Here is a 13,711-nt window from a genome sequence, read left to right on the forward strand (position 1 = left end):
CCATAAGGTGTTTTCTTAGAACACCCCAACCTCACTGCCCGGCTGCGCCGCAACGCTCAGCAGCTTGAACACGTAATCCGCGGTCGAACGGAAGCAGATGACGCGGAATGCGCCGTCTTCTTCCATCCAGATCGCACCGGCCACCTGGGCCAGGCGGGTGCGGCGGATTTCGCCGGGTTCGAACGCACCGGGCGACAGGTCGACCGGTGCCAGCTTGGCCATGACTTCGCGTGCGGGGCCGTCCGAGACCTTGAACACAGCGCGCGCGTCCGAGACGTTGACCGCCAGAGCATGCTCGCCCTTGAGCGCCTCGTTCAAAGCAGCCAGCTTGGCCTCGACCTCGGCGTAAGGAACAAGCAGCAACAGCTCATCGGGCGACATCCAGCAGGCGCCGCTGTCGCCATCCACGGCCACGCGGCGGACGTCCGGGACGTCCTGACCGGTGGCGGCTTTTATAGCCTTGCCCAAGGAGGCCGAAGACAGATCACCGCGCAGGGTGATCATGCCTTGCAGACCGGTTTCCTCGACGCGGGCGATGCCCACATACGAGACATGGTTCAGTGCGCTTACGGGATCAGACATTCTGCTTCTTCCCTTCCTTGTCATAGAACACGGGGTCCACGATTTTTGCTTTGTAGATCTTGCCGTCGGTTCCCGGGAACTCGATCACCTCGCCCATGCGGTCGGGGCCGTGCAACACCAGACCCATGGCGATGCCACGATCCAGGTTGGCCGAGTAATAGGTCGAGGTCACCCGCCCGATCACGTTGCGCTGGCCGTTGGCATTGACGCCCTCGCCCGCTGCATAAGCCCCATCCGGCAGGACCGAACCATCGACGGTTTCCAGGCCGACCAACTTCCAGCGGTTGCGGTCGGTCATGTGGCTGCGCTGTTGTGCGCGCTTGCCCAGGAAGTCCTCTTTCTTCTTCGAGATCGCCCAGTTCAGACCCAAGTCCTGCGGGATGATGGTCCCGTCGGTCTCGTCCCCGATCATGATAAAGCCCTTCTCGGCCCGCAGGATGTGCAGCGCTTCGGTGCCGTATGGCATCACGCCGAATTCCTTGCCAGCCTCCAGCAGCGCCTCCCAAAAGGCCAGACCCTGACTTGCCGGAACCGCGATCTCGCAGGACAGTTCACCCGAAAACGAGATACGGAACATGCGGCAGTCAAACCCACCGATCTTGCCATCAGCCCACCCCATGAAGGGGATCGCCGCGTCGCTGACATCCATGCCACCCAGCTTTTCCAGAACCTTGCGGGCGTTGGGGCCGACAACCGCGATCTGAGCGTATTGCTCGGTCACGTTGGCGACATAGACGTTCCAGTCCCACCATTCGGTCTGCAGCCATTCTTCCATGTGACCATGGATCCGCTCGGCCCCGCCGGTGGTGGTGTGGCACAGCCACGTGTCGTCATCGATACGGGCCACAACACCGTCGTCGATGAGGAACCCGTTTTCGGAACACATCAACCCATAGCGGCATTTGCCCGGCTTCAGGTTCGACATCATGTTGGTGTACATCATGTCCAGGAATTTGCCCGCATCCGGGCCCTTGACGATGATCTTGCCCAGGGTCGAGGCATCGAGCAGCCCAAGGTTTTCCCGCGCGTTCTTGACCTCGCGGTTGACCGCATCGTGCACACCTTCGCCCGGACGGACATAGGCATAGGGACGGCGCCAGTGGCCGACGGGTTCCCAGTCTGCGCCGTTGGCGTCGTTCCACTCATGGATCGGCGTCTTGCGGATCGGCTGGAACACCTCGCCCCGCGCCTCGCCACCGATGGCCCCCATCGAGATCGGGGTGTACGGCGGGCGGAACGTGGTGGTGCCGACCTGAGGAATATCCTCACCCAGTGCTTTCGCAAGCGTTGCCAGACCGTTGATATTGCTCAACTTACCTTGATCAGTCGCCATGCCCAAAGTGGTGTAGCGCTTGGTGTGCTCAACGCTTTCATACCCCTCGCGCGCAGCCAACTGCACGTCCGAGACCTTGACGTCGTTCTGGAAGTCCAACCAGGCCTTCATGCGCAGCGGCGTGTCGGCGTTGGCGGGCATCAGCCAAACGGGTTCCAGAGGCAACTCCACCTCGGACTCGCCTTTGGGCGCATCCGCGGTCTTGGGCGTAAAGCCAGCTGCGTTCGCTGCCGCTTCACCCGCTGTCTGCGCATCTGCAAGAACCTCACCCAAGGCAACCGGACCGTTGGCCGCGCCTGCGGGAACCACGAACCCATTGCCGTCCGCACCCAGAGGCGGACGTGCGGGATCGGGGCGGAAATGCGCCTGCGCGTCGTCCCAGATCAGCTTGCCGCCGCAGTGCGACCACAGGTGCACAACAGGCGACCAACCGCCCGACATGGCGACCGCATCGCAGGCCACTTCTTCGCGCGCGCCACCGATACCGTCCTGATTGCAGATCGCAACCTTCTTGACCCGCTTGCCGCCTTTGACCTTGGCGATTGCTTTGCCCGGATCAACACGAATGCCAAGGGCCCGCGCCTCATCCGCCAAAGCTCCGCCGCCCGAGGTGCGCGCGTCGATCACGCGCAGCACGTCAACACCGGCCTTTTTCAGCGAAATCGCGGTGCGATAGGCGTCGTCGTTGTTGGTCGCCACGATCACGCGCTGACCGGGGGTCACGCCCCAGTTCACCACATAATCGCGCATGGCCGAGGCCAGCATGACACCGGGAACATCGTTGCCCGCAAACGACAGCGGACGCTCGATGGCCCCAGTTGCGGTGACGATCTGCTTGGCACGGATGCGCCACAGGCGGTGACGCGGCCCCGGTGCGCCGGGTGTGTGATCGGTCAGGCGCTCATACGCCAGAGCATAGCCGTGGTCATAAACGCCCGAACCCATGGTGCGGCTGCGCAGGGTGACGTTGTCCATCGCCTGCAGCTCGGCCAGGGTCTGTTCGACCCAAGCGTCAGGCGTCAGGCCATCAATGGTGCCGCCATCAACCGGCCCACGACCGCCCCAATGGCTGGTTTGCTCGACCAGCAGAACCTTGGCACCCGATTGCGCCGCTGCCTTGGCTGCCTGCAGACCGGCAACACCGCCGCCCACAACCATAACATCCGCAAAGGCATAGAAATGCTCGTAGGTGTCGGCGTCCTTGGTTTCTTTGTCCGGTGCCTTGCCCAGACCGGCCGAGCGGCGAATGATCGGCTCGTACACGTGCTTCCAGAACGGCTGTGGGTGGATGAACATCTTGTAGTAGAACCCGGCAGGCAGGAACCGCGCCAGGGCGGTGTTCACCGCGCCCACGTCAAACTCCAGGTTCGGCCAGTGGTTCTGCGAGGCCGATGTCAGCCCCTCGAACAGCTCGGTGGTGGTGGCGCGCTGGTTCGGCTCGAACCGTGCCCCCTCACCCAATCCAACCAGAGCGTTGGGTTCTTCGGCGCCGCTGGCGACCACGCCACGCGGGCGGTGGTATTTGAACGACCGACCCATCATCATCTGGTCGTTGGCCATCAGGGCCGAGGCCAGCGTGTCGCCCTCGAACCCACGCATGGTGGTGCCGTTGAACTTGAAAGTGATCTGTTTCGACCGGTCAATCAGACGGCCTTGTTTTGCGAGACGGGTGCTCATTTATCGGACCTTTCGCAATTGGAGGTCAGGACTTGCATAGGGGCGGATCGGCGCATCACGAGAACTCTCTCCACGACCAGCCGGGGCGCTTGGCGGTGATGGCGTCCTTGATGTCCTGCGGCGGCTCATAAACCTGCGCGGAATAGGTGCCAAAAACCTCAAGCGTGGCGGTGCAGCGCGCGGCGTGAAACCACTTGCCGCAGCCCGCAGCGTGACGCCAGCGTTCCAAATGGACGCCTTTGGGGTTTTCGCGTGTGAAAAGGTAGTCGTGAAACTGATCGTCATCCGAGCCGGGGCCATGGCGCTTCAGGTGCGCCTCGCCACCAGCGGCCAGTTCAGTTTCGTCGGCATCTACGCCGCAATAGGGGCAACGCAAGGTCAGCATGTGATCATCCTTACATATTCATTTCGGTGGCAGGCTGGCCGCATTGGCCAGCGACAATTCAGTGAGTGTGGCGCGCAGTGTCGCGTCTTCGAACGCGCCTGCGTCAACCTCGACCATGCCGCCCATGGGGCGACCGGTAAATGACAGTGGCTCGGCCCCTGCCTCCAAAGCCTGGGCTTCGCGGTCCTTGCCGGGGCGGTACATCGCCCCGTCTTTGGTCACACCGCAAACCATATTGCCGTGGAGCAGAAAGCACAGGCCGCCGAACATCTTCTTCTCTGACAGGCCCGGCTCGACCCCAAGGTCGGCACGCATGGTTTCAGCCAAGGCTTCGGAGTAAGCCATCACTCGGCTCCGTTTCCAAAGGCGCGCGCCGGAGTTTTCAAAAAACTCCGGACCAGATTTTTTGAAAAAATCTGGATCAATGCGCCACCCCGGCGGCGACGCTTTCGTCGATGAAGCGGCCCTCTTTGAAGCGGTCGAGCGAGAAGGCTTCGGTCAGCGGCGAATGACCCGTGGCCATCAGCTGTGCCATGCCCCAGCCCGAGCCGGGGATCGCCTTGAAGCCGCCCGTACCCCAGCCGCCATTGATGAAACAGCCACCCAGCGGGGTTTTCGTGATCAGCGGCGAGCGGTCGCCGGTCATGTCCACGATGCCGCCCCACTGACGCAGCATTTTCAGGCGCGAGATCATCGGGAAGGTTTCGACCAGCGCGCGCACGGTTTCCTCGATATGGTGGAACGAGCCGCGTTGGGTGTAGTTGTTGAACCCGTCGGTGCCGCCGCCGATGACCATCTCACCCTTGTCGGATTGCGACATATATCCGTGCACGGTGTTGGCCATCACGACCACGTCCATACAAGGCTTGATCGGCTCGGACACCAGCGCCTGCAGCGCGATGCCTTCCAACGGCAGACGGAAGCCCGCCATCTCGGCCAGCTGACCCGAGTGACCCGCAACCACGATGCCCAGCTTGTCACAGTCGATCGCGCCTTTGGTGGTGTCGACGCCCACAACGTGGCCGTTTTCCGAGCGGACGCCGGTGACTTCACACTGCTGGATGATGTCCATACCCATGGCCGAACACGCGCGGGCATAGCCCCAGGCCACCGCATCGTGACGCGCGGTCCCGCCGCGTTCCTGCCAGAGCGCGCCCAGAACCGGATAGCGCGGACCGTCAAGATTGATGATCGGCACCAGCTCTTTCACGCGCTCGGGCGTGATCCACTCGGTCTTGACCCCTTGCAGGGCGTTGGCGTGGGCGGTGCGCTGATAGCCGCGGATCTCGTGCTGGGTCTGGGCCAGCATCATGACGCCGCGCGGGCTGAACATGACGTTGTAATTCAAGTCCTGGCTGAGACCCTCGTACAGCGAGCGTGCTTTCTCATAGATCGCTGCCGACGGATCCTGCAGGTAGTTCGAACGGATGATGGTGGTGTTGCGCCCGGTGTTGCCACCGCCCAGCCAGCCTTTTTCGATGATGGCAACGTTCTGGATGCCATAGTTCTTGCCCAGGTAATAGGCCGTCGCCAGACCATGGCCACCCGCACCGACGATGATCACGTCATAGCGTTTCTTGGGCTCCGGCGAGCGCCAGGCGCGCTCCCATCCGGTGTGATAGCGCAAGGCCTCTCGCGCCACAGCAAAGGCTGAGTAATGTTTCATGAGCGAATCCATCCGGTTCGTAGGTTGTCGCAGATATGCCGCGCACAGCCATTTTACCCACGCCGCGTTCCGCCGCAATAATGCGCAGTTGCGACATGGTCGCCGACATTGCGACACACAGCGGCCTTTTGCCCCTTTTGCCTTGGGCCTGACAGGGATAGATGAAAGGCAGGTGACATCGGAGACCCCATGACGTTCTGGATCCTCATTGCCGTGATGGCGCTGGCCGTGACCGGCCTTCTGCTATTGGCGTTGCTGCGTGGGCGCAGCGGACAGACCCCGGCGGCGGCTTTTGATTTGCAGGTTTACCGCGATCAGCTCAAGGGCGTGGATCGGGATCTGGCGCGCGGCGTGATTGCCGAAGGCGATGCCGAACGCATCCGGACCGAAATCTCGCGCCGCATCCTGGCTGCGGATGCGCAGATGCAGGCCGAAGTTGAGGGCGGCGGGCAGCCCCGCACCCTGACAACCCTGGTGGCAGGCAGCGTCGCCGCGGTTATCGTCGTTGGCGCCTTTTTCATCTATCGCGACCTGGGGGCGCCGGGCTATGGCGACCTGCCCTTGTCGCTGCGCGTCGAACTGGCGCAAGAGGCGCGTGAAAACCGCCCCGATCAAGCCCGCGCCGAAGAGCGCATGCCCGCGATCCCGAAACCCGAGATTGATCCCGGCTATGCCAAGCTGATCGAGCAGCTGCGCGAAACCGTCAAGAAACGCCCCGACGATCTGCAAGGTCAGATTCTGCTGGCCCAGCACGAGGCCAACAGCGGCAACCACAAGGCCGCCTATGAGGCCAAGGCGCGTGTGATCGAGATCTTGGGCGATCAGGCCAGCGCACAGGACTATGCCGAACAGGCCGAGATGATGATCCTGGCGGCGGGCGGCTATGTCTCTCCGCAGGCCGAGGCGGTGCTGGAAACTGCTCTGGAGCGTGACCCGACCCATGGGCCTGCGCGCTATTACTATGGCCTGAGCCTGTCGCAAACCGGTCGTCCCGACATCGCATTCCGCATCTGGGAAGAGACCCTGCGCGAAAGCCCGAGCGATGCGCCGTGGGTGCCCGCGATCCGGTCGCAGATCGTTGATCTGGCGTTCCGCGCCGGGGTGGATTATCGCCTACCCGAAACCGCCGGTCTGGCTGGCCCAAGTGCCGAGGACATCCAAGCCGCCGGCGACATGAACGCCGAAGAGGTGCAGGACATGGCGCGCGGCATGGTCGAGCGCCTGTCAGAACGACTGGCAAACGAAGGCGGCTCTCCGCCCGAATGGGCGCGGCTGATCCAAGCGCTTGGTGTTTTGGGCGACACGGACCGCGCTCGTGCGATCTATGACGAGGCGCAGCAGGTCTTTGGCAACGACGCCAATGCGGTGGCCCTTTTGCAAGCCGCCGCCCAAGCCGCAGGGATCGACGGATGATTTTTGACGCGTTCGAAGACTTCGCCGCCGCCGTTCCCAAGATGTCCGCCCTGGCCGGGCTGGACCTTGGCGACAAGACCATTGGCGTCGCCGTGTCCGACCGGATGCTGACCGTGGCAACCCCACTGGAGACCATACGGCGCAAGAAATTTGGCGTGGATGCCGAGAAGCTCCTCAAGATCGTCACTGACCGCGAGATTGGCGGAATCCTGTTGGGTCTGCCCCGCAACATGGACGGATCTGAAGGCCCCCGCTGCCAATCCACCCGCGCCTTTGCCCGCAACCTAAGCCGCCTGACCGAGCTGCCGATTGGGTTCTGGGACGAGCGTTTGAGCACAGTTGCGGCAGAAAAAGCACTTCTTGAGGCGGATACGACACGAAAACGTCGCGCAGAGGTGATTGATCACGTCGCAGCCGGGTATATCTTGCAAGGAGCGCTCGATCGGATGCGCTTTCTGGATTAGCCCTTGCCGGAGCCTGACGCAGATATGAACGACATGGTCTGGAAACGCGACGAGATCGAATCGCCCTGCATTCAGATTTGCGTGGTGCACCCCACCGAACGCATCTGTACCGGCTGTTATCGCACCATCGACGAGATCACGCGCTGGTCCAAAATGGACAGCGACGAACGGGCCGAGATCATGCAAGACCTGCCCGAACGCGCACCGCGCCTGACCAAGCGTCGCGGCGGTCGCGCTGCGCGGGTGAAACGGTAAAATTCAAGACGAGCGGGTCCCGGTGGCGCCAATTTCTTTGAAAGAAATTGGGAGCAGAAACTTTGAAAGTTTCTGGCCCCCGGGCTCACCCAAAACCTACTTCAAAAGACCGTTCATCCTGCTGCCAGCCAGGACTTGGCGTTGTCCATGTCTTCTTCCGGAAAATACTGGATGTCGGCCTTGATCAGTTGATTGCCGATCCGCTGTGCCATGTGTTGCCACCCTTTGTTACCGACAATCGCCGCGCGCTCCAGCAGCGGCGCGTGGGTGCGGCCCAGATGGAAATGGGCATCGAGCGCCGACAACCCTTGCCAACCGTCAAACTCGGTCAGGTCGATGAGCAGCCGGAACCCTTGCTTGCCCCGGATCATGGCATCCAGATCGCCAGTGGCCTGCGCATATTCGCCCGGATCCACCTGCCCCAGCAGCCGTACCTGCACGCAGGGTCCACCCAGGTCGATCACATGGATCGCGCCCAACGACTCGCGCAGCCAACGGCGCGCCTCTTCGATGCCTGCCAGTGAGAACACCTGCATCGGGCACGGCATCATCGGCGAGGCCAGCCGGGCGGATGTCTGCACCCAGCCGGTGTCAGTGACGAGCGCGATCCGGTCGAACCCGCGCCAATGGCTGACACCCAGTTTCGTGTCGGCCCAGACGGCGGACATGTCAAAGCCTGAAAACTCCTCGCCCACCAGGATCAACAGCCGGATCTGATCATGATCCGCCAGCGCCGCTTCGATGGCCGGAACCAGGGTTGCTTCATAATCGGAACTGGAAATTGTCCCCGAAGCGGTCACTTCCAGAATTGCGCCATCACTTTGAGTTTCTACGGAAATCATCGAAAAATAACCCTCTCACACAATGATGCGCCAAGGTTATGGGGATTCGATCCATCCCGCCACACCGCTTTGCATGTCCGGGCGGAAGTAGGCAATCATCCGACCATCCGGCCCTGCCGTGGCATCATCCCCCCACGGTGCGACCCCGTGCAGACAATGACGATGCAGCACATATGCCTCGCCCGGCTGCGCATACACTTCAACCCGGGGGCAGGTTTCGAACACTTCGCGGCGGGCGGCCTGATAGGCATCGGTCACGTCCACCTGATGCATCACAGCGGGGTCGTGCCCCGCCAATGCCGCGCGAAAGGCATCCATCATGATCTTGTGGCTGCCCTCCCACACGACCATGGGTGCCGCCGTCGGGCTGGCCTCGGTCAGGGGCAGGCCCAGAATCCAGCTGTGTGGCTCGTCGACATGGCGGCGGCGATCAGGACCCGAGGGTTTCAACCCATCCACATGCGCCGCATCCCGGTTGCGGCGATAACGCAACGCGGCCTCGTTCTCTCCCCGGCGGGCCTTTGGGTAGCCTGGATAGATCACCGAGACCTGGCCACGGTGCAGCGGTTGCATCCCGTATTCCTGCGCGATGAAATCAATGGCCGCGCCCGCCAGCGGGGTCTGCCCATCCACACACCCCGAAGGATCGTTCGGCAAGGCATCCACACCGATGAACCAGGTGCCTTCACAATCTAACCATTGCCCATGAGCCGGATCGGTCACGGATGCCCGCGCCGCCGGAATTGCGCTCTGCACCCAAGCCAGCGTTTTGGGATCGACCGGAAACCGAACCCAGCCCCGTTCGTGAAAACCCATTACCACCCAAGCGCCTTTCGCAGCATATTGAGCGCCACCAGCGTCAGGAACACCGCAAAGACCCGCTTGAGCGGCTTGGGATCCATCGCATGGGCCAGTTTCACGCCCCAGGGCGTCGTGATCAGCGTCATACAGATGACGATACCAAAGGCCACCAGATTGACCGCACCGATGGTGAGCGGCGGACGTTGGCTGGGATCGATCTCAATCAACAGAAAACCCAAAACCCCGGGTACCGCGATGATAACACCAAAGCCTGCAGCGGTGGCCACCGCGCGGTGGATGGGTGTGTTGTAAAGGCTCATGAGCGGCACGCCAAAACTGCCACCGCCGATGCCCATCAACACCGACAGGAACCCGACCATGGGCGAGAGTGCCGCGCGACGCAGACCGCCCGGCATGGCCTGTCCCAAACGCCATTCGGCCTTACCCAGCCCCAGATAGGCGCCGATCACGATCCCCAGCACGCCAAAGAGCGCCTGCAACGCCACCGATTTCAGCGAGGCGGCCACCAACACGCCCAGAACCGCCCCAACGGCGATCCCCGGCCCCCAGCTGCGCAGGATCGACCAATCCACCGCGCCCTTCTTGTTGTGGCTGAGCACCGAGCGCACCGAGGTCACGATGATCGTCGCCAACGAGGTCGCCAAACACATCTGCATCAACTGCGGACCATCATATCCAAGCGTCTGGAATGCATAGAAAAACGCAGGCACCAGAACGATGCCACCGCCCACGCCCAACAGCCCCGCCAAAACCCCGGCAAATCCGCCGATCACCAGCAACATGACCAGCATCTGCACCAGCAGCATCGTATCCGGCATGGACCTCTCCCCCTCGTCGTTACGGTATGCCTAGCCCGATCAGCCCGCCTGCGCCAGAGGGGTCACGCTCGCCAGCGCCTGAAGGAGCACGTCCGTCCCGGCATCCTTGCGCGCGGCCCCCTCAGACAGCGTCCGGCGCCACTGTCGTGCACCGGGGCGGGCTGCAAAGAGGCCCAGCATGTGACGGGTGATCTGGTGCAACCGGCCCCCTTGGGCAAGATGCGCCTCGATGTAGGGCACCATCTTGTGAACCACTTCGACCGGATCGGTCGCAGTACCCGCACCGTATATCTCGGGGTCTGCGGCGCACAGGACGTCCGCAGGTTGATGATAGGCCGCACGCCCGATCATCACGCCGTCCAACCCAGCCTCTAGATGCGCCTTGGCTTCGGCCAACGAGGTGATACCCCCGTTGATCGAGATATGAAGCGCCGGGAACTGATCCTTCATCCGGTGAACCAGATCATAGTCCAACGGAGGAATATCCCGGTTTTCCTTGGGGCTGAGCCCTTGAAGCCAGGCCTTGCGCGCATGAATGGTCACACGTTCGCATCCCGCCTTGGCGATGTGGTTCAGGAAATCGGGTAAAACAACTTCGGGGTCCTGGTCATCGACACCGATGCGGCATTTCACAGTGACATCGACATCCACCGCATCGCGCATCGCGGCGACGCAATCGGCCACCAGTTGCGGATGCTGCATCAACACAGCACCAAAGGTTCCGGACTGCACCCGATCCGAGGGGCAGCCGCAGTTCAAGTTGATCTCGTCATAGCCCGCATCAGCGCCCAGTTTGGCTGCCTTGGCCAGCTCTTCGGGGTCAGATCCCCCAAGTTGCAGGGCCAATGGATGCTCTTGCGAACTGAATTCCAGCAGATGCAGCGCCCCCCCCCGCACCAACGCGGGAGCAGTAACCATCTCGGTGTAAAGCAGCGTTTCCCGGCTCAACAATCGGTGCAGATACCGACAATGCCGATCCGTCCAATCCATCATGGGTGCCACGCTTAAACGCGCTGCTTTTTGTGCGTTATTTTTCAAAGCGTTAACTCCATTCAGCTCCAAACTTCGCGTAGCACGATTTCCCCTGATTTCACCGTATTTCCGGGGATTTTCGGAGGTTCTCGATTCGAGCGTGCTACGGTGTAGCACATCCAAAGCCTACAAACAGCGGCCCAAATGCAGCTGGTTCCTGGCCCGGGCACCCCCTTTCCCATCCTCCCTTCTCCCCCCGGAAATCGGCAATCAAACCCAAGATATTTTTTTGGCGTTCGAACCGACTTCCCCATCACAGAAACCAAGATGGGATGAACTCCATGACCAAGATCGACACCAGCACCCAGAGCGTTCTTGCCGCCATTGCCGCCCAGAACGCCTGGCAAACGTCAACCGTTCTTAAGACACCGGCGACCTACGACGTCACTGCTTCCGCAAACCCCGTTCCTGGCAACGGGGACACACCGAATCAGTCTCTGAAAGTGAAGCATCAGAAAGCCCAAAAGAACCAATCCAGGAAGAAGTTCAAAGAACCCAACATTGCTCGGCTCGTTACGAAAGACGGGGCAGTTTCATTTCGCGTTCAAATTCGTCGAACCGTGGAAGGTGAAAAACACAGCCTGACAAAAACTTTCAAGCACCTTCCAAACGCTAAGAAATGGCGCGACAAGAAGAAGCTGGAAATCGAAGTAAATGGGTTCCCCGTTGAGATCATCACCTCGACTACAATTGCAGACGTCATCCAAAACCGCCTGACTCGAGGTAAGGACCTGGGGCGTTCGGCTCTACAAGTTCTGAACTACATCAAAAACGATGAGTTCGGGAAAACCAGGGTCTCGACGCTGACGCAAGAGGAGCTTTGTGACTATGCAGACCTTTTGTCAGCAGGTGAAAGAACTCCACAAACTGTCGCTGGTTACATGACCCATCTGGCGAGAACCCTGAATTGGGCCAAAGACCGTGGCGCGCTGATCCCGATCGAAGTTGTCGGTGCGGCGATGCGAACGATGTGGGAAGATGAGGTCCTGGCGCGTTCAGAAGAACGGAAGCGTCGACCAGAACTCTGGGAACTCGACAAGATTCTGACCGCAATTTCAAATAATCGGCGCCAGAAAATCCCGGTCGCCATCCTCGTTGTGTTTGCGATCTACTCCGCCCGAAGACTGGATGAAATCTGCCGTTTGCGCTGGGAAGACCTTCAAGAAAGGAGCAGCCAAATACTGGTGCGCGACATGAAGCACCCCAGACAGAAGAAAGGCAATGATGTCTGGTGTACGCTTCCGAGGGAGGCCTTGGCGATCATCAAAGCAATGCCCAGAACCTCGGAGTACATCTTTCCCTACAATTCCCGCTCAATAGGCACAGCTTACCGTCGCCACCGTGATCGGGTCGGCGTCGTAGACCTGCGCTTTCATGATTTCCGGCACGAAGCAATTAGCAGGCACTTCGAAATGGGCATGCGGGCCGCATTCGTATCAAAGATCTCCGGACACAAGAACGGCGGATGTCTTTACCGATACGAGCATGTCGAGGAAGAAGGGGACAAATTCGTCGATTGGCCCTGGCTGCAACGCGCATTGGAAATGTGCAAAGCCTTGCATTGAGTTTTGGGATGGCCGGAGTGCAATGCTTCGGCCATCTTTTTTGCCTCTATCAAACCAGCTTTCCGCCTTTTGAAGCAGAAACGCATTTCCTCTCCACAAGCAAAGGAGACCAAGATGAAAACCATCGACATGCTGCTCGCCCATTTCGGCGGAAATCCGATTATCCCGCTGGAACACGTAGCGCAGTATTTGAACTACAAGCCGGATACGCTGAAGCAAAAAATCGACGGCGGCGACATCCGCTTGCCCTACACTGGAGTTGAGAACAACAGCCAGAAGGCTCAGAAATTCATACAGCTCACAGATCTTGCTCGGCTGATTGACGTTCAGTTCACAGCTGCGCAGGAGAAATTCGCTTCTATCTGGGAAGACGCCGCGTTCGACGCAAGCGCCCGTTGAACCCGACCTGACGGCGCCTTGACGAGTGATTTATGGGCGGGCGGAAGAAGGGGTTTTAGTCGGACGAAGAAGAGCACGAGAGTTGAGCGCAGGCAACGACGCAGGGGATCTCAGTGGCACTGGTGGCACAGCGATATGCAGCCAATGCGAACCCCATTTTCGAATGGTTGAAGGATCCTCACTTTCTCCGTCATGAGATGCGCCGTCCCAGTTTCAGCTTGCCGAGAAAGGGGCGGTGTCCAATCACAGCAAGCCTACTTTATGTCAGTATTATAGTGGAGTGCGACTTTCATTTCACTCTCACGTTGATTGTTGAATAGAGTCCAGCGCTGACTATTGAGGATACTTCCATCGTCACAAACATTCTTTTTTGAGGTTGGCGTGGAATTTGGATGCAATACGATCCAAAGCACACCCAAAGCCGCGTCTCGCTTGCCATACTCAAGACCGTGTGTGTC

At 60.5% G+C, this 13,711-nt stretch carries 14 protein-coding genes; 5 read left to right on the forward strand and 9 right to left on the reverse strand.

Annotated elements, in window-relative coordinates; genetic code table 11:
- Nucleotides 1-15: 15 nt before the first annotated feature.
- The 5 genes from TRL7639_RS12395 to TRL7639_RS12415 form a co-directional block, all read right to left on the reverse strand.
- Nucleotides 16-582, reverse strand: coding sequence for a sarcosine oxidase subunit gamma (locus tag TRL7639_RS12395; protein ID WP_085795954.1), 567 nt, complete (start codon nt 580-582; stop codon nt 16-18).
- The gene (locus TRL7639_RS12400) at nt 575-3,592 is read right to left on the reverse strand and encodes a sarcosine oxidase subunit alpha family protein (protein WP_085795955.1); all 3,018 of its coding nucleotides are present in this window, start codon (nt 3,590-3,592) and stop codon (nt 575-577) included. Before TRL7639_RS12400 ends, TRL7639_RS12395 begins: the two co-directional genes overlap by 8 nt.
- A gap of 55 nt (nt 3,593-3,647) precedes the next feature.
- Nucleotides 3,648-3,977 (reverse strand): sarcosine oxidase subunit delta, encoded by a 330-nt coding sequence (locus TRL7639_RS12405; RefSeq protein WP_085795956.1) that lies wholly within the window; start codon nt 3,975-3,977, stop codon nt 3,648-3,650.
- A gap of 18 nt (nt 3,978-3,995) precedes the next feature.
- Complete coding sequence (locus TRL7639_RS12410) at nt 3,996-4,322, reverse strand: TfoX/Sxy family protein (RefSeq protein ID WP_085795957.1); 327 nt, start codon at nt 4,320-4,322, stop codon at nt 3,996-3,998.
- Nucleotides 4,323-4,398: 76 nt separating this feature from the next.
- On the reverse strand, nt 4,399-5,643 hold the full coding sequence (locus TRL7639_RS12415) for a sarcosine oxidase subunit beta family protein (protein ID WP_085796412.1): 1,245 nt from the start codon (nt 5,641-5,643) through the stop codon (nt 4,399-4,401).
- A gap of 189 nt (nt 5,644-5,832) precedes the next feature.
- Between TRL7639_RS12415 and ccmI the strand changes: the two genes are divergently transcribed.
- The 3 genes from ccmI to TRL7639_RS12430 are packed head-to-tail and all read left to right on the forward strand — an operon-like array spanning nt 5,833 to nt 7,775.
- Nucleotides 5,833-7,056 carry a c-type cytochrome biogenesis protein CcmI gene (ccmI, locus tag TRL7639_RS12420; protein ID WP_085795958.1) on the forward strand — a complete coding sequence of 408 codons (1,224 nt, stop codon included), beginning with the start codon at nt 5,833-5,835 and terminating at the stop codon, nt 7,054-7,056.
- Nucleotides 7,053-7,520 carry a Holliday junction resolvase RuvX gene (ruvX, locus tag TRL7639_RS12425; protein ID WP_085795959.1) on the forward strand — a complete coding sequence of 156 codons (468 nt, stop codon included), beginning with the start codon at nt 7,053-7,055 and terminating at the stop codon, nt 7,518-7,520. The genes ccmI and ruvX overlap by 4 nt, the downstream gene beginning before the upstream one ends.
- Before the next feature lie 24 nt (nt 7,521-7,544).
- Nucleotides 7,545-7,775, forward strand: coding sequence for a DUF1289 domain-containing protein (locus TRL7639_RS12430; RefSeq protein WP_085795960.1), 231 nt, complete (start codon nt 7,545-7,547; stop codon nt 7,773-7,775).
- A gap of 113 nt (nt 7,776-7,888) precedes the next feature.
- On the opposite strand, the gene TRL7639_RS12435 is transcribed toward TRL7639_RS12430, so the two are convergent.
- From TRL7639_RS12435 to dusA, 4 genes are read right to left on the reverse strand one after another with little or no spacing between them, the layout of a single operon-like run.
- Complete coding sequence (locus tag TRL7639_RS12435) at nt 7,889-8,617, reverse strand: SpoIIAA family protein (RefSeq protein ID WP_085795961.1); 729 nt, start codon at nt 8,615-8,617, stop codon at nt 7,889-7,891.
- A gap of 36 nt (nt 8,618-8,653) precedes the next feature.
- Complete coding sequence (locus tag TRL7639_RS12440) at nt 8,654-9,433, reverse strand: hypothetical protein (protein WP_207559662.1); 780 nt, start codon at nt 9,431-9,433, stop codon at nt 8,654-8,656.
- Nucleotides 9,433-10,257 (reverse strand): sulfite exporter TauE/SafE family protein, encoded by an 825-nt coding sequence (locus TRL7639_RS12445; RefSeq protein ID WP_085795963.1) that lies wholly within the window; start codon nt 10,255-10,257, stop codon nt 9,433-9,435. Before TRL7639_RS12445 ends, TRL7639_RS12440 begins: the two co-directional genes overlap by 1 nt.
- A 39-nt stretch (nt 10,258-10,296) precedes the next feature.
- Complete coding sequence (dusA, locus tag TRL7639_RS12450; protein ID WP_085796413.1) at nt 10,297-11,295, reverse strand: tRNA dihydrouridine(20/20a) synthase DusA; 999 nt, start codon at nt 11,293-11,295, stop codon at nt 10,297-10,299.
- A gap of 275 nt (nt 11,296-11,570) precedes the next feature.
- Between dusA and TRL7639_RS12455 the strand changes: the two genes are divergently transcribed.
- The gene (locus tag TRL7639_RS12455) at nt 11,571-12,854 is read left to right on the forward strand and encodes a tyrosine-type recombinase/integrase (protein ID WP_085796414.1); all 1,284 of its coding nucleotides are present in this window, start codon (nt 11,571-11,573) and stop codon (nt 12,852-12,854) included.
- Nucleotides 12,855-12,968: 114 nt separating this feature from the next.
- Complete coding sequence (locus TRL7639_RS12460) at nt 12,969-13,253, forward strand: pyocin activator PrtN family protein (protein WP_051371952.1); 285 nt, start codon at nt 12,969-12,971, stop codon at nt 13,251-13,253.
- Nucleotides 13,254-13,711 lie beyond the last annotated feature (458 nt).

The organism is Falsiruegeria litorea R37 (genome assembly GCF_900172225.1).
GTDB classification, from domain to species: domain Bacteria; phylum Pseudomonadota; class Alphaproteobacteria; order Rhodobacterales; family Rhodobacteraceae; genus Falsiruegeria; species Falsiruegeria litorea.